The 22,804-nt window shown below is 68.3% G+C and carries 21 protein-coding genes; 7 read left to right on the top strand and 14 right to left on the bottom strand.

All coding sequences use genetic code 11. From position 1 onward, the window contains the following. The first annotated feature begins 41 nt into the window (after positions 1–41). From SBA_RS02080 to SBA_RS02070, 3 genes are read left to right on the top strand one after another with little or no spacing between them, the layout of a single operon-like run. Positions 42–3,629, top strand: coding sequence for a hydantoinase B/oxoprolinase family protein (locus SBA_RS02080; protein ID WP_261935731.1), 3,588 nt, complete (start codon positions 42–44; stop codon positions 3,627–3,629). 55 nt (positions 3,630–3,684) lie between these two features. Next, on the top strand, positions 3,685–4,680 hold the full coding sequence (locus SBA_RS02075; protein ID WP_261935730.1) for an MlaD family protein: 996 nt from the start codon (positions 3,685–3,687) through the stop codon (positions 4,678–4,680). Further along, entirely contained in the window at positions 4,677–5,270 is a 594-nt protein-coding gene (locus SBA_RS02070; RefSeq protein ID WP_261935729.1) for a PqiC family protein, read from the top strand. The genes SBA_RS02075 and SBA_RS02070 overlap by 4 nt, the downstream gene beginning before the upstream one ends. Here SBA_RS02070 and SBA_RS02065 read toward each other — a convergent pair. From SBA_RS02065 to SBA_RS02035, 7 genes are all read right to left on the bottom strand, one after another. Then, on the bottom strand, positions 5,228–5,926 hold the full coding sequence (locus SBA_RS02065) for an ATP-binding cassette domain-containing protein (RefSeq protein ID WP_261935728.1): 699 nt from the start codon (positions 5,924–5,926) through the stop codon (positions 5,228–5,230). The genes SBA_RS02070 and SBA_RS02065 overlap by 43 nt on opposite strands. After that, positions 5,923–6,690, bottom strand: a complete 768-nt coding sequence (locus SBA_RS02060) for an ABC transporter permease (protein ID WP_261935727.1) — start codon at positions 6,688–6,690, stop codon at positions 5,923–5,925. Before SBA_RS02060 ends, SBA_RS02065 begins: the two co-directional genes overlap by 4 nt. Beyond that, on the bottom strand, positions 6,678–8,816 hold the full coding sequence (locus SBA_RS02055; protein WP_261935726.1) for a RyR domain-containing protein: 2,139 nt from the start codon (positions 8,814–8,816) through the stop codon (positions 6,678–6,680). Before SBA_RS02055 ends, SBA_RS02060 begins: the two co-directional genes overlap by 13 nt. 8 nt (positions 8,817–8,824) lie before the next feature. Beyond that, entirely contained in the window at positions 8,825–10,393 is a 1,569-nt protein-coding gene (locus SBA_RS02050; protein WP_261935725.1) for a C1 family peptidase, read from the bottom strand. Positions 10,394–10,419: 26 nt separating this feature from the next. Further along, complete coding sequence (locus SBA_RS02045; RefSeq protein ID WP_066599444.1) at positions 10,420–11,331, bottom strand: hypothetical protein; 912 nt, start codon at positions 11,329–11,331, stop codon at positions 10,420–10,422. Positions 11,332–11,394: 63 nt separating this feature from the next. Next, positions 11,395–13,023 carry an SUMF1/EgtB/PvdO family nonheme iron enzyme gene (locus tag SBA_RS02040; protein ID WP_261935724.1) on the bottom strand — a complete coding sequence of 543 codons (1,629 nt, stop codon included), beginning with the start codon at positions 13,021–13,023 and terminating at the stop codon, positions 11,395–11,397. Continuing rightward, a complete protein-coding gene (locus SBA_RS02035; protein ID WP_261935723.1) occupies positions 13,020–13,697 on the bottom strand; it encodes a hypothetical protein in 678 nt (225 codons plus the stop codon). Before SBA_RS02035 ends, SBA_RS02040 begins: the two co-directional genes overlap by 4 nt. Before the next feature lie 157 nt (positions 13,698–13,854). Between SBA_RS02035 and SBA_RS02030 the strand changes: the two genes are divergently transcribed. Next, positions 13,855–15,474: a DUF4384 domain-containing protein gene (locus tag SBA_RS02030; RefSeq protein ID WP_261935722.1), complete on the top strand. Its 1,620-nt coding sequence runs from the start codon at positions 13,855–13,857 to the stop codon at positions 15,472–15,474. Positions 15,475–15,490: 16 nt separating this feature from the next. Here the strand turns inward: SBA_RS02030 and SBA_RS02025 are convergent, their stop codons facing one another. Next, the gene (locus SBA_RS02025) at positions 15,491–16,201 is read right to left on the bottom strand and encodes a hypothetical protein (protein WP_261935721.1); all 711 of its coding nucleotides are present in this window, start codon (positions 16,199–16,201) and stop codon (positions 15,491–15,493) included. On the opposite strand from SBA_RS02025, the gene SBA_RS02020 reads away from it, so the two are divergent. Continuing rightward, complete coding sequence (locus tag SBA_RS02020) at positions 16,200–17,135, top strand: toll/interleukin-1 receptor domain-containing protein (RefSeq protein WP_261935720.1); 936 nt, start codon at positions 16,200–16,202, stop codon at positions 17,133–17,135. The two genes, SBA_RS02025 and SBA_RS02020, sit on opposite strands and share 2 nt — an antisense overlap. A gap of 13 nt (positions 17,136–17,148) precedes the next feature. Here the strand turns inward: SBA_RS02020 and SBA_RS02015 are convergent, their stop codons facing one another. Then, positions 17,149–17,907 carry a class II aldolase/adducin family protein gene (locus SBA_RS02015; RefSeq protein WP_261935719.1) on the bottom strand — a complete coding sequence of 253 codons (759 nt, stop codon included), beginning with the start codon at positions 17,905–17,907 and terminating at the stop codon, positions 17,149–17,151. Between the two features lie 225 nt (positions 17,908–18,132). Here SBA_RS02015 and rpsU point away from each other — a divergent pair, with 225 nt between their 5' ends. Continuing rightward, positions 18,133–18,339, top strand: a complete 207-nt coding sequence (gene rpsU, locus SBA_RS02010; protein WP_056686590.1) for a 30S ribosomal protein S21 — start codon at positions 18,133–18,135, stop codon at positions 18,337–18,339. An 87-nt stretch (positions 18,340–18,426) separates the two neighbouring features. Then, on the top strand, positions 18,427–19,002 hold the full coding sequence (locus SBA_RS02005) for an FKBP-type peptidyl-prolyl cis-trans isomerase (protein WP_261935718.1): 576 nt from the start codon (positions 18,427–18,429) through the stop codon (positions 19,000–19,002). 167 nt (positions 19,003–19,169) lie between these two features. Here the strand turns inward: SBA_RS02005 and SBA_RS02000 are convergent, their stop codons facing one another. From SBA_RS02000 to SBA_RS01980, 5 genes are all read right to left on the bottom strand, one after another. After that, positions 19,170–19,505 (bottom strand): hypothetical protein, encoded by a 336-nt coding sequence (locus tag SBA_RS02000; protein WP_224550359.1) that lies wholly within the window; start codon positions 19,503–19,505, stop codon positions 19,170–19,172. A gap of 135 nt (positions 19,506–19,640) precedes the next feature. After that, positions 19,641–20,726, bottom strand: a complete 1,086-nt coding sequence (locus SBA_RS01995; RefSeq protein ID WP_224550358.1) for an AI-2E family transporter — start codon at positions 20,724–20,726, stop codon at positions 19,641–19,643. Positions 20,727–20,746: 20 nt separating this feature from the next. Next, a complete protein-coding gene (gene lepB, locus SBA_RS01990; protein WP_390902364.1) occupies positions 20,747–21,628 on the bottom strand; it encodes a signal peptidase I in 882 nt (293 codons plus the stop codon). Positions 21,629–21,657: 29 nt separating this feature from the next. Beyond that, positions 21,658–22,059 carry a holo-ACP synthase gene (gene acpS, locus SBA_RS01985; RefSeq protein ID WP_224550356.1) on the bottom strand — a complete coding sequence of 134 codons (402 nt, stop codon included), beginning with the start codon at positions 22,057–22,059 and terminating at the stop codon, positions 21,658–21,660. A gap of 13 nt (positions 22,060–22,072) precedes the next feature. Beyond that, positions 22,073–22,801 (bottom strand): pyridoxine 5'-phosphate synthase, encoded by a 729-nt coding sequence (locus SBA_RS01980; protein WP_261935716.1) that lies wholly within the window; start codon positions 22,799–22,801, stop codon positions 22,073–22,075. Between the last annotated feature and the right edge of the window lie 3 nt (positions 22,802–22,804).

Below are 22,804 nucleotides of genomic sequence, written 5' to 3'. Positions count from 1 at the left end.
TCTCTTGCCATTCCACCTCCGCGCCGCCATCACCTGCGCCCATGACCTGGCATTTCTGGATCGACCGCGGCGGCACCTTCACCGATGTGGTGGCGCGCGCGCCCGACGGGCGGCTGCACACCGTCAAATTGCTGTCCAGCGACCCGGAACGCTATGCCGATGCGGCGGTGGAGGCGGTGCGGCGGCTGACGGGCGCAGGTGCGGACGGGGACATTCCGCCCTGTGCGCTGCGCATCGGCACCACCATCGCCACCAACGCCCTGCTGGAGCGCAAGGGCGAGCCGGTGCTGCTGGCGATTACGCGGGGGTTTCGCGACGCGATCCGCATCGGCACGCAGGAACGGCCGGACCTGTTCGCGCGCCGCATCCGCCTGCCCGATCCGCTCCACGCCGATGTCATCGAGATCGACGAGCGGCTGAGGGCCGACGGCACGATCCGCACGCCCCTCGATGAAGCGGCCGCCCGCGCCGCGCTGCAGGGCGCCTATGACAAGGGGTTGCGCGCCGTCGCGATCGTGCTGATGCACGGCTATCTCTACCCGGATCATGAACGGGCGCTGGCGCGGATCGCGGCCGATATCGGCTTCACCCAGATCAGCACCAGCCATGACGTCGCCCCGCTCATCAAGCTGGTCGGGCGCGGCGATACGACGCTGGCCGACGCCTATCTCTCGCCGGTGCTGCGCGCCTATGTCGATGGCTTGCGCGATGCGCTGGGCGATCAGGCCGACATGTTCTTCATGCAGTCGAGTGGCGGCCTGACTGACGGCGCGCTGTTCCGGGGCAAGGATGCCGTGCTGTCCGGCCCGGCCGGCGGCATCGTCGGTTTGGCGCGAACGGCGCAGCAGGCGGGCTTCACCGAGGTCATCGGCTTCGACATGGGTGGCACCTCGACCGATGTGTCGCACTATGCCGGCGTCTATGAGCGTGACAATGAGGCGCGGGTGGCGGGGGTGCGCCTGCGCGCGCCGATGATGCGCATTCATACCATCGCGGCGGGCGGCGGCTCCGTCTGTTCGTTCCTGGACGGGCGCTTTCGCGTCGGCCCGGAAAGCGCGGGCGCGGTGCCGGGGCCTGCCTGCTATCGGCGGGGCGGGCCGCTCACCATCACCGACTGCAACGTCCTGCTGAGCAAGATCCAGCCAGCCTTTTTCCCCAGCCTGTTCGGCCCGAACGGCGACCAGCCGCTGGACCGCCAAGCGGTGGAGGCGCGCTTCGCCACCCTCTGCGCGCAGGTGGAGGCGGAGACCGGCCGCGCCATGACGCCGCGCGACGCCGCGCAGGGCTTCGTCGCCGTCGCCGTCGCCAGCATGGCCAATGCGATCAAGCGCATATCGGTCGCGCGCGGCCATGACGTCGCCCGCTATACGCTGGCCAGCTTTGGCGGCGCGGGTGGGCAACATGCCTGCCTGGTCGCCGACGCGCTGGGGATGGACCGGGTGATGATCCATCCGCTGGGCGGCGTGTTGTCCGCTTATGGCATGGGCTTGGCCGATCGGCGGGCGGTGCGGGAGAAGACGATCGCGCTGCCCCTAAGGGAAAATGGACTGGGGGACGATGGGCTGGCCGCCGCGCTGGCGGCGCTGGCCGCCGACGCCCGCGCCGACCTGCCGCAGGCCGACCGGACCGAAACGCTGCTGCGGCTGCGCTATGACGGCACCGACAGCCTGTTCGACGTGCCGCTGGGGGATGTGGACGCCATGCGCGCCGATTTCCTGGCCCAGCATCAGGCGCGCTTCGGCTTTGCGGGCAAGGGGGGCATATTGGTTGATATGGCGCGGGTGGAGGCGATCGCATCGGCGCACGAAGCCATGGACGGCATCGCGGCGATCGCGGCGCAGGCCGCCCCGCCGCTGGCCCATGTCGATTATGCCGGCGACACCGCGCCCGTCCATGACCGCGCCGGCCTGTCCGCCGATAGCGTCATCGACGGCCCGGCGCTCATCATCGATCCCGTCTCCACCACCGCGGTCGAACCGGGCTGGCGCGCGCGGCTCGATGGCCATGGCAATTTGATCCTCACGCGCCACATCCCACGCGCCCGGCCCGAAAGCGGCGACGCCGCCGCCGTCGATCCGGTCCGGCTGGAGGTGATGGGCGGCCTGTTCATGGCGATCGCCGAGGAAATGGGCGCCGCGCTCCAGCATAGCGCCTCCTCGGTCAATATCCGCGAGCGGCTCGATTTTTCCTGCGCGCTGTTCGACGCGGCGGGCCATCTGGTCGCCAACGCGCCGCATATGCCGGTGCATCTGGGCAGCATGGGCGACAGCATCCGCACGATCATGCGGCGGCGCGGGGTTGGCGCGGACGGTGCGCCGATCGACGGGCGCGGGATGCGGCCGGGCGACGTCTACGCGCTCAACGCGCCTTATGACGGCGGCACGCATTTGCCCGACGTCACCGTGGTGATGCCGGTGTTCGTGGGCGATCTCGTCACCCCGTCCTTTTATGTCGCCGCGCGCGGCCATCATGCCGATATCGGCGGCATCACCCCCGGATCGATGCCGCCCGGCAGCACCTCCGTCGAGGAAGAGGGCATCGTTCTCGACAATATCCTGCTGGTCGATCGGGGCGTGTTTCAGGAAGCTGCCATCCGCAACCTGCTGGCGTCGGGACCATGGCCCGCCCGCAACATCGACCAGAATATCGCCGACTTGTCCGCCCAGATCGCCGCCTGCGCCAAGGGCGCGAGCGAACTGCGCCGCATCAGCGATAGTTACGGTATCGAAACAATATCCGCCTATATGGGCCATGTGCAGGACCAGGCCGAAGCCGCCGTCCGCCGCCTGATCGATCGCCTGTCCGACGGCCATTTCACCTATGCCATGGATAATGGCGCAACTGTCCATGTCGCTGTCCATGTCGATCGCGCCGCCCGCGCCGCGACCATCGATTTCGCCGGTTCTTCGGCCCAATTGCCGGGCAATTTCAACGCTCCTGTCTCCGTCGTGCGCGCCGCCGTCCTCTATGTCGTGCGCACCCTGATCGATGAGGCGGTCCCGATGAATGACGGGTGCCTGAAGCCGATCACGATCATCGTTCCCGAAGGATCGATGCTGCGCCCCCGCTATCCCGCCGCCGTGGTCGCGGGCAATGTCGAAACCAGCCAGGTCGTGACGGACGCGTTGTTCGGCGCGCTCGGCGTCATGGCGGGCGCGCAGGGGACGATGAATAATTTCACCTTCGGCAATGATCGCCACCAATATTATGAGACGATCGCCGGCGGATCGGGCGCTGGTCCCGATTTCGACGGAGCGGACGTGGTGCAGACGCATATGACCAACAGCCGCCTGACCGATCCCGAAATTCTCGAAACCCGATTCCCGGTGTTGCTGGAGGCATTTTCGATCCGCGCCGGATCGGGCGGGGCGGGGCGTCACCATGGCGGCAATGGCGCGCTGCGCCGCGTCCGCTTCCTGGAGGATATGACCGCCGGCATCTTGTCGAACCGCCGGATCGTGCCGCCTTTCGGCCTGGACGGTGGCGCGTCGGGGGACGTTGGCCGCAACCGGGTGGAGCGCGCCGACGGCAGCGTCGAGCCGCTCGGCCCGACCGCCACGGCGTCGCTGCGCGCGGGCGATGCCTTCGTCATCGAAACGCCCGGCGGCGGCGGCTTCGGAGACGCCTGATCGCTGCTTGACAAGCGGCTCGCGCAGGTCTGTTCTGCTACAGGGGGAGTGGGGCATGACGCCGGACTCGACGACGCAGATCAGATGGGGATTGGGGGCCGCGCTGCTCGCCTTGGGCGTGGTCGCGATCCTCGCGCTCGTGCCCGATCCCTTCTTCCGCCAGCGGGTGATCGCCACGACGCTGGACGATGTCGAAGGGGTGTCGCCCGGCGTCCAGGTCTATTTCCGCGGCGCGCCGATCGGGGCGGTGCGGTCGATCGACCTCAACCGGCAAAGCCGCACCTTCGCCGTCGCCATGGGCATCGATCGCAAATGGCAGCCGTCTGCCTGCTCCTTCGCCACCGTCGCCTCGGCCAATCCGCTCACCGCCCCGCGCATCGAACTGGTGGCGCTGGAAACCGGCAGCGCCCAATGCCCCGCCGCGCGCCGCGCCTATGGCTGCGATCCGGTGCCGGGCCGGGACGCCGCCGGTGCGCTGCCCGGCTGTCGTCGCCCCGCCGACCTGTTCGAAACCGCGGCGCTCGCGATCGGGGAGGCGGCCAATGTCGCCCGCACCGCCAACGCCATGGCGCAGAAATTGTCGGGCCTGTTGCAGGGTGACGGATCGGGCGGCGCCGTCGACATGGCGCAGGTCGCCCGCAACGCCACGCAAACCCTCGCCGCGCTCAATAGCCTCAGCACCCAGCTTGACCGCAGCTTCACGCCGGGCCGGGGCGACATCGCCCTGACCCTGTCGCATGTGCGGCAGGCGACCGGCCGGGCGTCCGAAATCGACGTCGCGGCGCTCAACGGCATATTGCGCGAAACCCGGTCTCTGGTGGCGCAAAATCAGGCCAGCATCGCCGGGCTGCTGGCGGAGGGCAAGAGCAGCGCCGGGGAAGTACGCGGCATATTGGAGGGCGCGTCCGCCTCGCTGGTGGCGACCAGCGCCAATCTGGAGCGCACCAGCAGCAGTCTGGGGGCCTTGAGCGAGCGGCTGGCGGGCGATCCGACCTATGCGATCCGCGGCCAGCGCTACGTCGATCCGCCGCCGCCGGGAGGAGAGAAATGAGGCCGATCGTCCTGCTGCTGCTGCTCTGTGCGCTCCCCGCCTGCGCCGCGCTCAAGGCGGGCGATGCGCCCGTCACCATGCGCCTCTCGCCCCAATTCGCGCCCGGCCGGCCGGTCGCCGCCCCCAGCTTCACGGTTGCGGCGGTGCAGGCGCGCGGCCTGTCGGGCGGGATGCGCTACGCCTATGTCGATGCCGCCGCGCCCGGCGAGATCCATCAGGCCGCCACCTATTTCTGGGAAGAGCCGCCCGCCGACAGTCTGGCCCGCGCACTGGTCGCCGGGCTGCGCACCCGCTTCGCCACCGTCACCGGCCCCGCCTTGCCGCTCGCCGCCGACCGGCGCGTGGTGGCGACGCTCGACCGGTTCGAGGAACTGAGCGCAGCGGGTAACGCACAGGCGGTCGTCGCCTTCGACGTGACGCAGGTCGCCCAAGGCAAAGCGATCTGGGCCGGCCGCTATTGCGCGACCCGGCCGATCGCATCGGCCGCCGGCACCGTCCGCGCCGCCGCCTTCCAGGGCGCGATCGAACAGGCGGTCGCCGCCTTCGTTCAGGATGTGGCTGCGGGCACCGTGACCGCCGCGTCCTGCTGAATGAGGCGCCCGCGCTCCAGCCGATAGACCCGCTCGCACAGCCGCCCGGCCAGCGCCCGGTCCTGCGTCAGCAGCAGCAGCGCCCGGCCCTGCGGCACGATCCGCCGACGCACCTGCGCCTCCAGCATGTCGCCCCGCGCGAAGGCCCCCTCGAACGGTTCGTCCAGCACCAGCAATTCGGGATCGCGGACGAAGGCGCGGGCCAGTTCCGCACGCCGCCGCTCGCCGATCGACAGCGCGTCGGCGCGGGTCGTCGCCGCCTGCTCCAGCCCATATTCCAGCAGCAGCCGGTCGATCCGCCGCCCCCCGCGCCGCGCCTTGGACCAGTCGCCGGTGCCGATCGCCAGCCGCATATTCTCCTCGACGCTGAGGTCGCCGAGCAGCGATCCGCCCTGCATCGCCACGCCGCACCGCGCGCGCAGCAACCGGCGCACATCCGGCGGCGCGTCGTCCAGCGCCACGCCCATCAGGCGTACCGTGCCGCTGCCGGGCGTGACCAGCCCGATCGCCAGCCGCAACAGCCAGCTCTTGCCCGCACCGCTGTCCGCCAGGATCGCGACCCGATCGCCGGCTTCGATGGCAAGGTCCACCTGATCCAGAAGCCGCGTCCCGCCCAGCACCAGGCTCACCCGCTCGAACGCCAGCAGCGCGCTCACAGCAAAGCCGTCCACAGCGCCGCCGCGCTGAAGATGCCCAGCAGCCCGGCAGTAAAGGCCGTGGTCGCACGGCGGCCGATATCGGCCGGTGACCGCACCGGCTTTGCCCCCACCGCGCTGCCCACGCCAAAGGCGATCAGGGCATAGAGCAATAGCTTGGCGATGCCGGTCAGCATCGCGGCGGCGGCCTCGTGGGAAAAGGCGAAGCCGGACCAGAGCGGCCAGCCGACATTGGCGATCAGCGCCAGCGGCACGCCGCAGCCGATCACCGCGGCGATCCCCCCCAGCAGCATATGGATCGGCGCGGACAGCAGCACCGCGGCCAACGCCGGTCCCAGCGCATGGGCGACCGGATCGCGCCCCAGCGCCTCCAGCGCGTCGATCTCCCGGTTGAGCGCCATCGCGCCGAGCCGCGACGACAGCGCCACCGACACGCTGCCGCAGGCGAACAGGCCGATCAGCAGCGGCACGATGTCGCGCAGCAAAATCTCCGCCAGCGCGCCCAGCACCGGGATCTGCGCATTATAGAGCGCCAGCAGCCGCCCCGCGCCGATCCCGGCGATGATCCCGGCCAGCGCGGCCAGCGGCAGCAATGTGCGCAGCGGCCGCCACACATGCAGGGGCAGGCCGTCCGCCAGTTGCCGCTGCGCCAGTGCGTCGCCCGCGATGATGCGCCGCCCCATGCCCAGCCCCGCGCGCACGGTCAGCCACGCCCCCGCGCCGATCGCGGCCAGCAGCTTGGGGCCGCCCTTCAGCGCGTCCATGGCGCGCGGCCGATCGCGCCGTCCGGTCCGATGCGAATGGCGCGCCGATCATCGACCGGCACCGCCGCCAGCAGCAGGTCGGCACGCGCCGCCAGCGCCGTCATGTCGCCGGCATGGATCGCATCCGCGCCCTGCACCAGCGCCGCCGCCGCGGTCGCTTCCCCCGACGGCAGCGGATCGAGGATCGCCTGCACATGGCTCTCCAGGGCCAGTTGCGCCAACTGGCCCTGCGCCTGTAGCGCGGCGAGCAAATGGAGCGACCAGCGATCGGCCGGATCGCCGACGAAGAGCGGCGCGCGGTCGGGATACTGGGCCGCCAGCGCCGCCACCAAGGCGGCTGGATCGGGCGCCGCATCCTCGCCGCCCGGCAACAGGGCGACCGTCAGCGTCCGCAGCGCCCGCTGCCCCGAAGCCGCCAGCAGCCGCGCCATGATCCGCACCTGCTCCCGGTCCAGATCCTTGATCGCTTCGCTAAGGTCATCATAAGGGATGATGTCGGGATGCAGCCGCCGCGCGTCGTCGCGCACCGCGCCATGGGTCCACCCCTGCACCAGCTTGGCCGCCATCCAGCGGTCATGTTCGGCGCGCGACAATTCCTCCAGTTCGTCGGGGGAAAGGCTGAGCGACGGTCCGGCTCCCTCGACCAGCCGCGCGCCGATGTCGCGCAGTTTGAGTTGATAGCAGTCGGCGACCAGCCGGTTGTCGTCGCGGAAGCTTTCGGGCAGGTCTTCCCATTCCTGCATCGACGCGCGCACGCCGATCCGCTCGCCCTCGGCAAAGCGGCCCTCCAGATAGAAATCATGGATCGACCGGGCGAGCGCGTCGTGCCGGTCCTGCAACAGCATGTCGGGGTCGGCGAGGTCGGACAGGCCGCCGAAGGGGAAGATGCCCGCGCCGATGCGATGATCGTGCGCGCCTGCCATCCGCACATGGATCGGCGGGGCGGGCAGGGCGGCGGCGCGATAGCGCGCATCGACCGCCAGCGCGACGGCCAGCGCCCGGTCGTCATCGTCCAGGTCGATCAGGATCGCCACCGGCTCGCCGGACGCCGCGACATGGGCGTCGATCAGCATGCCGATCCCGGCCGGGTCGGGCCGCGCCTCGACGAAGCGCAGCGGCGATAGCCCGTCCGCGCCCGGATTGCGCGCGCGAAACGCCGCCTCGCTCTGCGCCGCCTCCGCTATGTGGATAGCGAAAACGGGCTTGCCGCCGTCGCGATAATGGCCCCCCGCCAGCGTCCGCAGCACATAGCGTTCGATCAGCGGCGTGAAGCCGACCACCAGCACCCCGCGCCCCGCCTGTCCTTCGCGCGTGAATCCGTCGATCGGCCGGGCCAGCGCCAGATGCCGCGCCGCGATGTCGGGCAATGCCGCCAGCCGCACGCGCGCGGTCCGCCGGTCGCCATGCTCGAAGCGTTGCTCGACGCTGCGTCGCAGGTCGAGATCATCGACGCGCAGGATGATATCGACCGGATCGCCCGCCGGCCGCACCGCCGCCGCCTGCGCCAGCACGGCGGACGCCAGCGCGATATTGCCGCGCGCCTCGCGCGACAGCAGCAGCACCGCACGCGCCTTGTCCAGCGCCAGTCCGGTCGCGCTCTCCTGTGCCACGCCCTGTTCCACCTCCGCCGCGCCCGCCTCCAGCGCGTCGCCGATCCAGGTCGTGCGCCGGTCCTGCGGCCACAGCAGCACCCGCCGCCCGTCCGCCAGCGCGCCGCGCGCCGCCTGCGCGGCCAGGCCCCCGCTTTCGTCGCCCGCAATCACCAGATGTTCGCCCCGCGCCCGGATCAGCGCCAGCCGCAGCGGATTGCGCACCTGCTCCCATGCCAGCGCCGCGGTCGACCAGAAGGTCAGCAGCGGCAGCGCCCAGCGCGCGATATCGAGCGAGAGCGGCAGGTCGCGCCCCTCAAGCACCTGCGGGAAGCTGCCGACGATCAGCCGCATCGCCCGCATCGCGTCCTGCATCACGGTCGATGCGATGCGGGCCTCCGCAAAAGCCTGGGCGAAACCCCAGGTGCCCAGCAGGAAAGCGAGGGCCATCGCGCCGAAGCGCACGACCGGCGCCACCGGCGGCAGTCGCAGGCCGCCGCGGGCTTTGGGCGTCCCCTTGTTCGGCTGGCCCCCCATGGCCGGGGTCAGTTGCTGGTCTGGAGCCGGACGAAGGCGGCGGAGACGCCCGCACCCTGACTGTTATTCTGGCTATCGCCCTGACGCCCGGCCAGCTTGGCGCGCAGCCTGGTCAGGAACTGCCGCTCGGTGCCGTTCACCACCTCGTCATCGCCGAACAGAGGCTTGGCCGATGCCAGCGCGACGATCAGTTCGGGGCCGAAGGGCGGCGCGACCTGATAGCGTTGCGCCGCCTGCGACAGGCCGATGGTGACGCGGCGCACGCCCTTGCGGTCGGGTTCGGGATGGCCGCGATGCAGTTCGACCGCGCTGCCGTCGGCCTGCAGGTAGATGATGCTGAGATAGGGCCGCGCCGCGCTCGTCGTCGCGCTGACGCCGAAAATCTCATTCTCCTGCATCACCACCGGGTCGCCGCTGCGATCCTTGCCGTCGGCGGTCAGGGCGACGATGCTGGTTCCCTCGCGGGACAGCGGCGCGGCTAGCGTCAGCGCCGCCTCGCATTGCGGCCAGGGCAGGTGGCGCACCGCGAAGCTGCGGGTCGGGTCGGCCTTGGCGGAGGCTTCGCGCAGCGCGGCGATGGCGTTGAGGTCGCCGGAAAAGCCGGTCACGCTCTTGCCCTGTACCGACACCGCGCCGCAGGGCATGGCTGCCATCTGGTCGGCGAAGATCTGGGCGTCGCTGCGCGGCGGTGGGGGCGGCGTGCCGGGTGCGGCCGGGGCGACCGGCGCTTCGAGCGAATAGGCTTCCCCGGTCAGCAGCTTGAAGGTGGCATAATCGATCCAGGCATAGCCTTTGTCGCCCCAGATCGGCCCCCAGCTATTCATGATGCGCAGGGCCTGCCGATCCTCGTCATAGCCTACGATCGCCATGGCGTGATAATTGGCCTTTTCGGGCTTTTCCGCGCGCCGATAGACGCCGTCGCCGCGAAACGCCTTGAAATCTGCGGGGGCCGGCATGGCGAATATCACCGGTGCGCCGCGCGCCAGGGCGCCCTTGACGTCGTCCAGCACGATCGGCGTGCGCCAGTCGTCCTTGACCTCACGGTCCACCGCGCGCCAGTCGAGCAGGCGGAAATTGCCCGCCTTCTCCTTCAGCCCCTCAGCCGCAGGAATGGCGCATTTGGTCATGTCGTCGGGAAATTCGGCCAGGCTGACCGTGCCCTCATTCTTGAGCAGGGTCAGCGCCTGGACGATGCTGATGGTACCGGTGCAGGGCGACCCCGCCGGGCGCAGCCGGTTATAGACATAGGCCGGACTCATCTGGTCGGCCGGTTCGTCGGGTTGCACATTCTTGTCGCGAAAGTTGAGGAAGGTGCGCGCGGCATAGGTGGTCGCCCAGGCGACGCAATTGGGCTGCGGACCCTGCGATCCGGGCGGCGGATAGGCGTTGGACAGGTCCACCTGCTTGGGCAGATAGGCGCGGAACCGCCCCTGTTTGGGCAGCTTGGCATAATCTTCGGGAGAAACGGGCTCCGCCCCGGTCATGAACAGCGCGTCGTCGCTCTGCTGCGCTGAAAGGCCCGCACCAGACAGCGCCAGCAGCGCGACGCTTCCCCATGTGACGAGACGGCGTGTCATCACCCGTTCCTCCCGAATAGCTGTTTTTAGAAGCGGTAGCCCACGGTCAGCGTCACCGCGTCATAATCGAAATCATGCGAGAAGCTGCTGGTGCCATGGGTGTAGATCAGGCCGATGCGCAACTGCTCGGCCCGGCTCTTCTGCTCAACCTCGCGGGTGCGGATGCCCACGCTCAGCGCCGCTTCATGCACATTTTCATAAGCCTGCGGATCGCCGGTCAGCTTGGTCCATGTATAGCTGGCGCGCATCGATCCCTGCCGCCCGCCGAACATCCGTCCCTTGAACGGCAATTGATAGGCGATGCCGTTGCGGAACGCCCAGACATCCTCCTTGAAATAGAAGGGCAGCTTCTTGCCGATGCCGATATCGGTGGTGGTGGACCATCCGACCATATTGCCGATGGTCAGGTCGCCGCGGCCGACCTGCGCGATCTTGTAGCGGCTGGTGGCGGACAGGGTCAGCACTTCGTTGCTGGCGCCGAAATAGCCGTCATTGTCGCTCACGCCATAGGCGACGCGCGGGGTGATGAGCCAGTTGGGCTGCACCGGTATTTCGACGCCCGTCGACAACGTGCCCAGAATCGTGGTCTGGCCGTCATTGACGTGCAGGACGTTGAGGATCGGATCGATCAGCACGCGGGCGCGGCTGCCCTCCGAAGGGCGGAACGCCTTCTGGTAGCGCAGTTCGTAGCGCTGGCCCTCGGCCCCTGCGCCGCCCCAATAGGTGAAGGCGCCGCCGATCGTGTCGGCGTCCCCCTCCATGTCGAAACCGGGCGTGTCGGGATCATCGTCATAGTCGAGATCGTTGAGATTGAGCGCGGTCGTCACCGCCGTATGCTGCAGGCTGTTCGGGCTGCCGATGCTCGCATAATAAGGCGAAGCAAAAGCCGTACCCGGCACCAGCGCCGCAACCGCGGCCGCGATCAGAAACTTCTTCATCGATATTACCCCTCTTGATGCGCCGGCTTCCCATTTCCGGCGCAAACCCTCAGATATTCCGCGTCAGGACGATCCCCCGATCTCGTCCGGTTCCAGGTCGCGCACGACGCGCAAGCCGGCGTCCTGCCGGCGCTTGCCGGGCGGGACGGTGAAGCGATTGGCCGACCGCAGCGCGTCGGGGGCGCTTTCGAACGATCCGCCGCGGATGATGCGCGCCCTGCACGACGTGTCGGTACAGCCCGACGTCCATTCCCACACATTGCCCTGCATCTGGTTGAGGCCGAAACTGTTGGCGGGATAGCTGTTCACCGCTTCGGGATAGCCGCGATAGGGGGCCGTCTCCGATCCGTGATAGCGGGCGGTATGGTCGTAATTGGCCATGGACGGGCTGATGTCGTCACCCCAGGGAAAGGCCGTGGGCGCACCGCCGCGGCTGGCATATTCCCATTCCTGCTCGCTCGGCAGGCGATAGGCGCGGCCCGACTGGACCGTCAGCCAGGCGACGAAGGCCTGTGCGTCCTCATAGCTGATGTCGGTCGCCGGGATCAGCGGATTGGGATTTTCCTTCGCCCAGTTGCCCAGCTTCGTGCAGGCATTGTCGCGCACGCAGGCATTCCATTCGGCGATCGTGACTTCATAGACGCCGATCGCAAAGGGCCGGTCGATCTTCACATCGGCCTGCACGGTCTCGTTCCCGCCGCGTCCCGGTTCCGACAATGGCGATCCGAAAGGCGTCAGCCCGGCCGGAATCGCCCGCATCCAGGGGCAGTTGGCGCAGTCGTAGAAGCGATCGCTCGCCGCCCGGTCGCAGGAAATGAAGCAGGGCGGCGCACCCTGCAGGCCATAGTCGAAGGTCGGCTTCTGGAAATTCTTGCCCGACGACAGCGCCACGCGATCCGACACGCGCTTGAGCGCATCGGCGATATTCTGCTGCGGCCGGCGGATTTCCTCGGCCAGCACCTTGGAGAAGATGCCGTCGTCGAAAGCGACCTGGTCGGCGCTGGTGGAAAAGGCGACCAGATAGCCCTGATCCGGCCGGACCGCGGCGGCGGGCGCGCGGACCATGCGGCGTAGCCCCTTGCTGCCCGCCAGTTCGCCGACCGCGCTCGCCTCGGTCCCGGTTTCGGCCGCGATCATCTGGGTCAGCGACGGCGGCGGCGCGGGCAGGACGTTGCGGCACATGTCCAGCACGATCAGCACCGTCTTCGCACCCGATCCCAGCAGATTATGGGTCAGCGCCGCGCGGGTCAGCGTCGCACTTTCGGGCGTCAGGTCGCGGCCGGCATCGACCGGCAGCAGCATGACGTCGCCATAGCTGCCCAGCGCCGCGCCATGGCCGGAAAAATAGAGGGTGCCGAACGCCTTCGGCCCGGCCGCAGCCAGCCTCGCGCGGAAATCGGCGACCGCCTCCAGCATCGCCGCGCGGGACAGGTCGCGGCGCACCTGCACCGGACCTGTCCCGCTGGCGTCGATAAAGCCGGTGGCATTGAGCGCGGTCGCGACCTTGTCGCCATCGCTATAGGTGGAGCCGAGCTTGTCGAAAGCCTGGTAGGCGCCGTTGACGATCACCAGCGCCAGCCGCGGTTCGTCCGCCGCCTGCGCTGGCCCTGCCAGCGCAAGCAGGGCCAGCGCCAAGGCGGCGGCCAGCGCGCGGATCAGGCCGCGCCGGCCCCCCGACAGGCTGTGGATCATTGCCCCGCCTTGCGCGGCGCGAATTCGACTTGGGTCACGACCTGGTCGACCGCATCGACATGCAGCACCGCGTCATAACGGCGCGCCGCCTTATAGGGTTCGGCCGGGCCGCCGCCGAACAGCTTGGCGAAGAAGCCGCCAAAGCCGCGGCCCTTCTGGCAATAGGGGGCGACGCTGACGGCGCCGCCGCTCTGCTTGACCTCGTTCAGCCAGGCGCCGAGCGGCAACGGCGCTTCATTGTCCGCCGGATAGGGTGTGTCCAGATCGACCACTACGGCACGGCCGCGGCGCAGCTTGGCCTTGAGCGCCTGGTCGAAGCGGGCGGGATCGGTAAAGCGCAGCGTCGGCTTGGCTACCGGACGATCGCAACTCTTGAGCACGGGCGCGACCGGTGCAGCCGCGACTGGCGCGGCGGCGACCGGCGCCTGCCGGCCGGGATCGACGGCGGGACCGGGATTGACGGCGTGGACGGGCTGCTGCGCCTGTGGCTCCTGTGCAACAGGCTTGGGGGCGGGTGGCTCCGGCGGCAATATCCGCACGCCGCGACCCGTTGCGCCCTCTGCAGGGGCCTGTTCGGACGGCGGGGCGTTATCAGCCTGCGCCAGGGCGTTAGTCGCACCGCCAGCAAAAAACACGAAAGAAGCAACGACTATAGTGCAACGCAACACGGCCATTTGTCCGCTCCGAGTCAAGATATAGTTATTGCCCCGATTACCTTTCTGAGACTATGGATATATATCTGTCGAGGCAACAAAAAAGCGCGGGGGAATCCTAATGTCGAAGGGGCGACGTGGACTCTGGGCAACAGTATTGACCGGCTTTGTCACAATAATGACTAACCCAGGTTATGCTCATGCGGAAACGCGCGCCTTGCTGGTGGGGGCGTGGCAGTTCCAGTCCAAGTTGATCATGGATCTGGTGGGGCCGGAAAATGATCTGGCGGCGATGGAGGCGTTGATTCGCGGTCAGGGCGCGAGCGACGTCACCGTTCTGCGCAATGACGGCGTCAGCCGCACCACGGTCGAAACCGCGCTCCATGCGCTGGGCCTGCGGTCCAAGCCGGGCGACTGGATATTCCTCTATTATACCGGCCATGGCGCGCTGGCCGAAGCCGCGGTCAAGGGCACGCGCGACGGCGATACCGACCAGTTCCTGCCACTGCCCGGCTTCGATCCCGACGTGAAGGATGCCGAGCGCTTCATCGTCGACAAGGATTTCTACACCTGGCTGTCCCTTTACGTGCCGAAGGGGGTGCAGGTGCTGATGATGGCCGATACCTGCCATTCCGGCACGCTGCATCGGTCGGTCGATCCGCGCGCCATGGGCATGACCCCGCGGCTGACGCTGGGCGCGCGCAATGTCGAACTGGGGTCGCGCCCGGCCCCGCGCTTCGCCAGCGTGCTGGCGTCCGGCGACGCCGCCCCGGTCAGCGCCACCCGCGACGACCTGCCCAACCTCTATTATATCAGCGCGGCGCGCGACGATCAGATCGCCTGGGAAAATGCGCTGCCGGTGGAGGGGGCGCCCACCCGCGGTTTCCTGACCTGGTCGTTCGAACAGGGCGTGACCACGCCGCGCGCCGACGGGAAGGGGATGGCCGCCGACCAGGATGGCGACGGCACATTGTCGATCGGCGAACTGGGCGCCTATCTCAACGTCCAGGTGCGGATGCTGAGCGGCCAGCGACAGGAAAGCAATACCGTCATCCCGCCGGGGCGGGAAGGGCAGGGGCTGTTCGCCACGGTCCCGCCGCCACCCGCGCCGCCGGCCCCGCCGCCGCTGCCCGGCCTCTATGTCGCGGACCTGAAGGCGCGCGCCAGCGTCAGCGGCGACTATCCCTGGCGCATCCTGACCGACGGGCAGGGCGCGGATTTCGTCTGGGACGCGCGGGCGCAGGCGATGCTGCGCCGCACCGGCGACATCGTCGCCCAGAATGTAAAGAGCGCGGCGCAGGTGCGCGGCGTCATCGACAAATGGGCGGCGCTGGAGGCGCTGCGCCCGCTTCTGTCGGAACGCAGCGCGCGACTGATGGTCGGCCCGCTCGACAATGGGGCGCGCTATCCGTCCGGCGCGCCGGTCACGCTGGCGCTGGCCCCGGTTCAGGCGGCGGATGGCGCACCCCCGCCCGGCCAGCGCTATGCGACCGTGTTCAACATCGCGTCCGACGGCACGGTACAGCGGCTCTTTCCGGTCGCCGCGTCCGACGGCAAGGGCGAACTGGCCGCCGGCCAGTCGCTGCCCGTCCTCGACAGCCAGGTCATACCGCCCTTCGGCGCCGATCATGTCGTCGCGCTGGTGACGCCGCAGCCGCCCGACGATTTCCGCCTGCTGCTGCGCACGGTCGAGAACCAGCGCGCCGCCGCCCGGCTGGTCGGCCCGATCCGCGACCTGCTCGCCAGGGCCGGGGGGCAGGCGAGCCTGTCGATCGGCGAACTCTATACCGGCAACTGATATGCCGCCGTGCGCCTCAGTTGCTCAGGATTACGGTCCGGCTTCTGGCGGCGCTTTTATTGCCGATATCGACCCGATACTGGCCCGACGCGCGCGGCGTGACCGCGCACACCGGGGCATAATCGGCATTGTCGTCCAGACAGAGCTGCTTGCCCGACGCATCGAGCAGGCGGATATACATGTTGGTGCCGATATCGCCGATCGCGCCGATGCGCAGCGGCTCGCCACCCTTGGCGGTGACGCTGAAGCGATAGGCGTTGCGCGGATTGACGTCGAGTACGCGCCGCACCAGCCCCTTGCCGAAGGCGGAGGCGACCACGCCGCGGCCCGACGCCGACTGCGCCAGCCGGATTTGCAGCAACAGCGCCTGGTCGTCGCGCGCCAGCGCCTTGGCCTCGGCGAACAGCGCGTCGGGGGAAAAGGCTGCGTCGCCCTGCGCCGGGGTCGCGCCATCGGTCATCGGCACCTGTTGCAGCATCCGCGCGGCGGTCAGCATCGCATGGGGATCGCGCTCGCGCCGGGCGAAGTCGGCCACTTGCCGCGCGGCGATCGCCTGGGCGAAGGGATCGGCGGGCGCGGCGGGAGGTGCGACCGGCAGGGAAGCGACCGGCGGAGAGGCCACCGGCGGAGCGGTAGCGGCGACATTCTCCTGCGCCATGACCGGACCGTTCAGCGCCATCATCGCTCCCACCATTCCGGCGCCCGCGATCAGGAATTTCCGCATCATGTCCAATCCCCTCGGTAAGATCTTCTCGTCCCCTGTGGATACTGCCGCAGCGGTGGGAAAGCCAGTGCTTGCGGGCGGGGCGGAACTGGCGGGCTATGCCCACAAACATTTGTCGGCGCTGGTCGGCGCGGTCGGCGGCGACGGGCGTTACGCCGCGTTCATCAGCTACAGCCATGCCGACATGAAGGTCGCGCGCTGGCTCCACCGCGCCATCGAAAACTACCGCGTACCCCGCGCTCTGGTCGGGACGGCGGGCGATCGCGGCCCGATCCCCGCCCGGCTGCGCCCGATCTTCCGCGACGAGGACGAACTGGCCGGGGCCGCCGAACTCGGCCCCAAATTGCAGGGTGCGCTCGCCCGGTCCGATGCGCTGATCGTCATCTGCTCGCCCACCGCGGCGCGGTCGGTCTGGGTCGACAAGGAAATCCGCTCGTTCAAGCGGTTCAATCCCGACGCGCCGGTCTTCGCGCTGATCGCCGCGGGCGTGCCGGGCGATCCCGACACCGACTGTTTCCCCGCGCCCCTGCTGTTCGCGCTGGACGAGGCGGGCGAACTGGACCGCAGCCAGCCGCTCGAACCGCTGGCGCCCGACCTGCAGAAGAATGAGCGCAACATCGTCAAGCTCAAGCTGATCGCGGGCCTGCTCGGCGCGCCCTATGCCGCGCTCTACCGTCGCGACCAGCGCCGCACCCGGCGAATCGCCGCGGCCCTGTCCGCCGCCGCCCTGCTGCTGATCCTAGTGCTGAGCGGCCTGTCGATCGCCGCCTTCACCTACGCCCGGATGGCGGTGCAGCAGCGCAACGAGGCGCAGGCCGCGCGCAAGCTGGCGGAGCAGAACGCCGACAAGGCGGAGCGCCGCGCCTGGCTGGCCCAGGTCGCCGCGCAGGAGGTGCGCCGCATGGTGGCAGAAGGCGAGAGCTGTCCGCGCCCCTGAGCGCGGCGAATCGCTATTCCCGCCACCCCCGATCGATCCGGTCGATGCGCCGCACCATCGTCTGGAAATCCGGCACGCCCGGCCCGACCGGTAGCTGCACGGCGCTCAGGTCGCGCTGATGCACCGCGATCACGTCTGCCGGAATGTCGATCGGCGTCCCCGCCGCGCCGGCCGCGACCTGGATTTCGCAGGCGCGTTGCAGCAGCCAGTGGGTCAGGAAGGCTTCGGGCAGGCTCCCCGCCATCACCAGCGTGCCATGATTGCGCAGCAGCATGACGCGCCGGTCGCCCAGATTGGCGATCAGCCGCTCGCCCTCCTCGGCGCGAATCGTGACGCCCTCAAAATCATGATAGGCGATTCGCCCGATGAAGGCCGCGGCGTAGAAGCTGATCGGCTTCAGCCCCTCGGCGCAGGCGCTCACCGCCATGCCCGCAGTGGTGTGGGTGTGGATGACGCAATGGGCGTCGGGCAGGTGCCGGTGGAACACGCTATGCTGGGTGAAGCCCGCCCGGTTGACGGGATAGTGGCTGCCGTCCAGCACCTGGCCGTCTATGTCGATCTTGACCAGGTTGGACGCGGTCACTTCGTCATAGCCCAGGCCGAAGGGATTGATGAGAAAAGCGCCGGTTTCTCCCGGTACGCGCAGGGTGATATGGTTGTAGATCAGCTCCGACCAGCCCATCTGGTCGAAGATGCGATAGCAGGCGGCGAGCTGCTGGCGCGCCTCCCATTCGGCGGCGGACATGTCGGGGTGTTGGGCGGCTGTGGCCATGGCGATCCTCCACTATCTTTATGTCGCCACTATCCGCCCGCATGCTCGGCTTGTCGAGTATGAAGGCTTTAGGGTTGAATTTGCGCGGGCCTGCTGATAGGGCGCCGCCCACATGGCGTAGGGTGACCTGCGACGACTCACTGGCTTTGCTATTCGGTCGGCCCGTCGGGAAGGATGTAAAAATCCCGGCGAACCGCTCGTTTTCGATTGGAGATTGACGGACTTATGCAGATCATCGTTCGCGACAACAATGTCGACCAGGCTCTTCGCGCGCTCAAGAAGAAGCTGCAGCGTGAAGGCGTGTATCGCGAAATGAAGCTGCGTCGTCACTACGAGAAGCCCTCGGAAAAGCGCGCCCGCGAAAAGGCGGCGGCTGTCCGTCGTGCGCGCAAGATGGAGCGCAAGCGCGCCGAGCGCGACGGCGCGAAGTAAGCGCTATCGGGGCGGTCCCCGGCCTGTGCGCCATCGCCGCCCCGTATCCTGCCGAACACCCTGCCCTAATTTGCGAGAGCATACGCCATGTCCACGACGGCCGTACCCCTTCGTCCTATCGCCAAGGGGTCGCTGACGCGTCTCTGGATCGGCGTCGCCGCCGTTGCGCTGGCGGCCGGCGGTCTCGCCTGGGCGGGGCAACAGGGCGTCGATCCGTCGCCGTCGGCGTTCCTGACGCAGAACAGCCATGCCAGTGGCGTGGTGACCACCGAGTCCGGCCTGCAATATAAGATCCTGTCGGAGGGCACGGGCGCCAGCCCGACCCCCGCCGACGTGGCGCTGGTCGGCTATAAGGGCACATTGCTCGACGGCACGGTGTTCGACGAGAATCCGCAGGCGCCGATGCCGATCGACGGCGTCGTGCCGGGCTTCTCCGAAGGGCTGCAGAAGATGAAGAAGGGCGGCAAGTACCGCCTCTGGATTCCGCCGCAGCTGGGCTATGGCGACCAGGTCGCCGGCCCGATCCCGGCCGGCTCCGTGCTGGTGTTCGACGTCGAGCTGCACGACTTCAAGTCGAAGGCCGAACTGATGCAGTTGCAACAGCAGATGCAGCAGCAACAGGGCGCGATGCCGCAGGGCGCCGGGCCGCAGCAGGGCAACTAGAGCGATTTCTAATCAGATGGAATCATCTGATGACTCGGAAATCGCGTAAAAACAAAAGCTGGAGCGGCTGATCCGATGCAATCGGATCGTAAATCGCTCTAGGCGGTCAAGCCAGGACGAATCGCGAAAAGGGGCCGGTTACCGCGGCCCCTTTTTCTTTGCCCGAATCAGGCGTGGCCCTGGCAGACGCCGTCATCTTCGGCGCTGAGGCCAAAGGCCAGCGCATCCGCGCTGCCGATCTTCTCTTCGCCGGCGAACAGCTTGTCGAGCCGCGCCTTGATGTCACGCCGATATTCGGCCGTAGCCACCGATCGCGGCGCCGACACTTCGATATCGCAGGCGATCGCGCCCTTGATGCGATCGACCGCGCTTTCGTCCAGCACGCCTGCGCGGCGCAATTCCAGGCATAGTTGCAACAGGCCGACTGCGGTCGCATGGGCGCGCAGGCCGACATTGCTCAGGTCGAAATGCAGCTTCTTCTGTTTGTCCAACGGGATAGCCATGGCGATGTCCTCTCCAATATTGTCCAGCCTATCATAATCCCAAGCGCTGGACAGGCCCTGCTGTTCCCGATCCGGTTCGACGGGCGCGCGAGCGAGGCAAGGGAGCGGACAGGCGCGTGGCCCCGCCGATCGCGGCTAGGCGTCGGGCGAAGGGAGGGGCGGCGTCGGATTCTGCGGTTTCAGCGCCTTGGAGCGTTCCTCCAGATAGACTTTGATCATCGCCACGATCGGATCGGCCAGGAACAGCCCCATGATGCCGAACAGCGCACCGAACAATATCTGCGCGGCCAGCACCAGCGCAGGGGCCAGATCGGTGGCGCGTTTGGCCACCATCGGCACGATCAGATAGCCGTCGACGATCTGCACCGCCATATAGACGCCGAAGGCATAGAGGCCGGTATGCGTCCCGCCGGAAAAGCCCACGAGGATGATGAGGATGCCCGATATGATCGATCCGATATTGGGCAGGAAGGCGAACAGGCCGGTCAATATGCCCAGCAACCCCGCCATCGGCACGCCGCCGGCCCACAGGAACAGCCACACGCCCACGCCTTCCACCGTCATGCCGATCAATCGCCCGAACATCAGGCGGCGCAGGGTCCAGCCCATCTTGTCGGCAACCGTATAGAAATGGGCGCGCTTCTCGATCGGCAGCATCCAGGCGACGCCGCGTTCGTATAATTTGGGTTCGACCGCGATGAAGATCGCCAGCACCAGCATCATGACGCCGCTGGTGATCGCGCCCACGGCCGTCCCGACCGCCGCGGTGACGCGTCCCATGCTGCTCATCGCCTGACTGGCGAGGCTCTTGAGGTCTTCGGGGGTGGTGGTGATGCCCAATTGCTGCATCCAGCCGCCGATTCGCGCCACCTGCGTCTCTACGATGGTGCGCATCGCCTGCGCCTGCGCGGCCAGGCTCGATCCGGTGAGGTAGAAAGTATAGACCATGAAGGCGACCGCGCCCAGCAGCACGATCGTCAGCCGCCATCCGCGCGGGATCGGCAGGACGCGGCCGATCAGTCGGGTGCCGCCGTCCATCATCGTCGCCAGCACCAGCGCGCCCATGACCAGCAGCAGCGGCTGCGCCAGCAAGGCCACCAGGCCGATGGCGACCGCCAGCGCAAACCAGACGCCGGCGCGCTTCAGTTCCTGCTGTACGAGCGGGCTGCGAACTTCGCTGGGACCGGGCAATTCGACATGATGCTCGTGCGCGTCGCTCAAAACCCGTTGCCCCTTTCAAATCATTGCGGGGGTGCAACGCTCTGCGGTCGCAGGCTGTTCCCGGCCCGGCCGCTGCGCAGCGCATGGACCCAGGTCAGCGGGTTCCAGGTCGCGTCGCCGTCCAGGCTGAAGGTGATGAACTCCGCCCGCCCGCCGATCGCCTCCCACGGCACTGGCCCGCCCAGCCCGTTTTCCTCCAGCGGCGCACGGCTGTCGGCGCTGTTGTCGCGATTGTCGCCCATCAGGAAGACATGGTCGGCCGGCACCCGCACCGGGCCATACCAGTCGAGCGCGCTCGGCCCCATGTCGATCGTCACATAGGTCTTGCCGTTGGGCAGGATCTCCTGCCGCACCGGCAGTTCGCAATAGTCCTTGCCGTCCTTGCCCGTCACCAATGCGCCGGGAAATTGCAGCGGCGGGCAGGGGGCGTTGCCATCGACGGCCAGGCGCAGGGGCTTGAGCATCTTCTGCTTCACCGCCACCCCGTTCAGGATCACCTGGCCGCCACGCACCTCGATGATGTCGCCGGGCAGGCCGATCACCCGCTTGATATAATCCTCGCGCCGGTTCTGCGGGCTGACGATGACGATGTCGCCGCGGTCGGGCAGGCGGCCCAGCACCCGGCCCTTCAGGAAGGGCAGGGGGTGGAAACTGGGCGAGACATAGGACCAGCCATAGGGAAATTTGCTCACCACCAGCCGGTCGCCGGTCAGCAGCACCGGCATCATCGATTCGCTGGGAATGTAGAAGGGCTTGGCGACGAAACTGTGGCACGCCAGCACTGCGAGGATCAGCAGGACGATGCTTTTGAGTTCGTGAAACCAGTTGACCGGGGATCGGGCGTCGCCGCCCTCGGGTTGCGCATCCGCGATTGTCTCTTCGGGCAGGTCGATGGCCGTCACGGGCGGGCTTTCGCTAGGGGGAAGGTTGCTCACTGGGGCAGGGCTTCGATGATGACGAAGGCCTGCGCCCATGGATGATCGTCGGTGAGCGTCAGGTGAATGACAGGCTTATGCCCCGCCGGAACCATCGATTCCAGCCGCGCCAGCGCACCGCCGGTCAGCCTGAGCGTCGGCGCGCCGGACGGGGCGTTGACCACGCCGATATCCTTCATGAACACGCCCGCCTTGAAGCCGGTGCCGACCGCCTTGGAAAAGGCTTCTTTGGCGGCGAAGCGCTTGGCCAGCGTGCCTGCCTTGGTGAAGGGGCGGCGATTGCCCTTGGCCTGCTCGACCTCGGTGAAGACGCGCTGTTCGAAGCGCTGTCCGAACCGGTCGAGCGAGTTCTGGATACGCTCGATATTGCAGAGGTCGGAGCCGAGGCCGATGATCACGCGCCCCTCACTTTCACCGCGCCAGGTCCATCTGGCGCCGCATCTCTCTGATGCTGCCTTCCAGCCCACCGAAGATCGCCTCGCCGATCAGGAAATGGCCGATATTGAGTTCGGCGACCTGCGGGATGGCGGCGATCGGCGCGACATTGTCGAAGGTCAGGCCATGGCCGGCATGGGGTTCGATCCCGTTCTTGGCCGCCAGCGCCGCGGCGTCGGCGATCCGGCGCAGTTCGGCCGCGCGCGCTTCGCCGGTCAGATGGGCATAGGCGCCGGTGTGGAACTCCACCACCGGCGCGCCCAGCCGGATCGCCGCGTCGATCTGGGCCGCGTCCGCCTCGATGAACAGGCTGACGCGAATCCCCGCCGCGCTCAACGCCGCGACGATGGGCCTCAACGTCTCGAACTGCCCGGCCGCGTCCAGCCCGCCCTCGGTCGTGCGCTCCTCGCGCTTTTCCGGCACGATGCAGGCGGCGTGCGGCCGGTAGCGCAGGGCGATGTTCAGCATCTCCTGCGTCGCGGCCATCTCCAGATTGAGCGGCACGGTCAGCGCCGCCATCAGCGTGGCGATATCCTCGTCGCGAATATGCCGCCGATCCTCGCGCAGATGCGCGGTGATGCCGTCCGCTCCGGCCTTTGCCGCCAGCAGCGCGGCCTTGACCGGATCGGGATGCGCGCCCCCGCGCGCGTTGCGGATGGTCGCCACATGGTCGATATTGACGCCAAGGCGCAGGGGCTGGTTCATCGC

It is taken from the genome of Sphingomonas bisphenolicum, assembly GCF_024349785.1.
GTDB classification, from domain to species: domain Bacteria; phylum Pseudomonadota; class Alphaproteobacteria; order Sphingomonadales; family Sphingomonadaceae; genus Sphingobium; species Sphingobium bisphenolicum.
The sequence above is the reverse complement of the archived record's forward strand: the minus strand, read 5'-3'. Positions and strand labels throughout refer to the sequence as shown.

What these genes read in the sequence shown, in the direction of transcription:
- SBA_RS02080 (WP_261935731.1), top strand. Translation starts at nt 42, where the DNA reads ATGACCTGGCATTTCTGGATCGACCGCGGCGGCACCTTCACCGATGTG.
- SBA_RS02075 (WP_261935730.1), top strand. Translation starts at nt 3,685, where the DNA reads ATGACGCCGGACTCGACGACGCAGATCAGATGGGGATTGGGGGCCGCG.
- SBA_RS02070 (WP_261935729.1), top strand. Translation starts at nt 4,677, where the DNA reads ATGAGGCCGATCGTCCTGCTGCTGCTGCTCTGTGCGCTCCCCGCCTGC.
- SBA_RS02060 (WP_261935727.1), bottom strand. Translation starts at nt 6,690, where the DNA reads ATGGACGCGCTGAAGGGCGGCCCCAAGCTGCTGGCCGCGATCGGCGCG.
- SBA_RS02055 (WP_261935726.1), bottom strand. Translation starts at nt 8,816, where the DNA reads ATGGGGGGCCAGCCGAACAAGGGGACGCCCAAAGCCCGCGGCGGCCTG.
- SBA_RS02050 (WP_261935725.1), bottom strand. Translation starts at nt 10,393, where the DNA reads ATGACACGCCGTCTCGTCACATGGGGAAGCGTCGCGCTGCTGGCGCTG.
- SBA_RS02045 (WP_066599444.1), bottom strand. Translation starts at nt 11,331, where the DNA reads ATGAAGAAGTTTCTGATCGCGGCCGCGGTTGCGGCGCTGGTGCCGGGT.
- SBA_RS02040 (WP_261935724.1), bottom strand. Translation starts at nt 13,023, where the DNA reads ATGATCCACAGCCTGTCGGGGGGCCGGCGCGGCCTGATCCGCGCGCTG.
- SBA_RS02035 (WP_261935723.1), bottom strand. Translation starts at nt 13,697, where the DNA reads ATGGCCGTGTTGCGTTGCACTATAGTCGTTGCTTCTTTCGTGTTTTTT.
- SBA_RS02030 (WP_261935722.1), top strand. Translation starts at nt 13,855, where the DNA reads ATGACTAACCCAGGTTATGCTCATGCGGAAACGCGCGCCTTGCTGGTG.
- SBA_RS02020 (WP_261935720.1), top strand. Translation starts at nt 16,200, where the DNA reads ATGTCCAATCCCCTCGGTAAGATCTTCTCGTCCCCTGTGGATACTGCC.
- SBA_RS02025 (WP_261935721.1), bottom strand. Translation starts at nt 16,201, where the DNA reads ATGATGCGGAAATTCCTGATCGCGGGCGCCGGAATGGTGGGAGCGATG.
- SBA_RS02015 (WP_261935719.1), bottom strand. Translation starts at nt 17,907, where the DNA reads ATGGCCACAGCCGCCCAACACCCCGACATGTCCGCCGCCGAATGGGAG.
- rpsU (WP_056686590.1), top strand. Translation starts at nt 18,133, where the DNA reads ATGCAGATCATCGTTCGCGACAACAATGTCGACCAGGCTCTTCGCGCG.
- SBA_RS02005 (WP_261935718.1), top strand. Translation starts at nt 18,427, where the DNA reads ATGTCCACGACGGCCGTACCCCTTCGTCCTATCGCCAAGGGGTCGCTG.
- SBA_RS02000 (WP_224550359.1), bottom strand. Translation starts at nt 19,505, where the DNA reads ATGGCTATCCCGTTGGACAAACAGAAGAAGCTGCATTTCGACCTGAGC.
- SBA_RS01980 (WP_261935716.1), bottom strand. Translation starts at nt 22,801, where the DNA reads ATGAACCAGCCCCTGCGCCTTGGCGTCAATATCGACCATGTGGCGACC.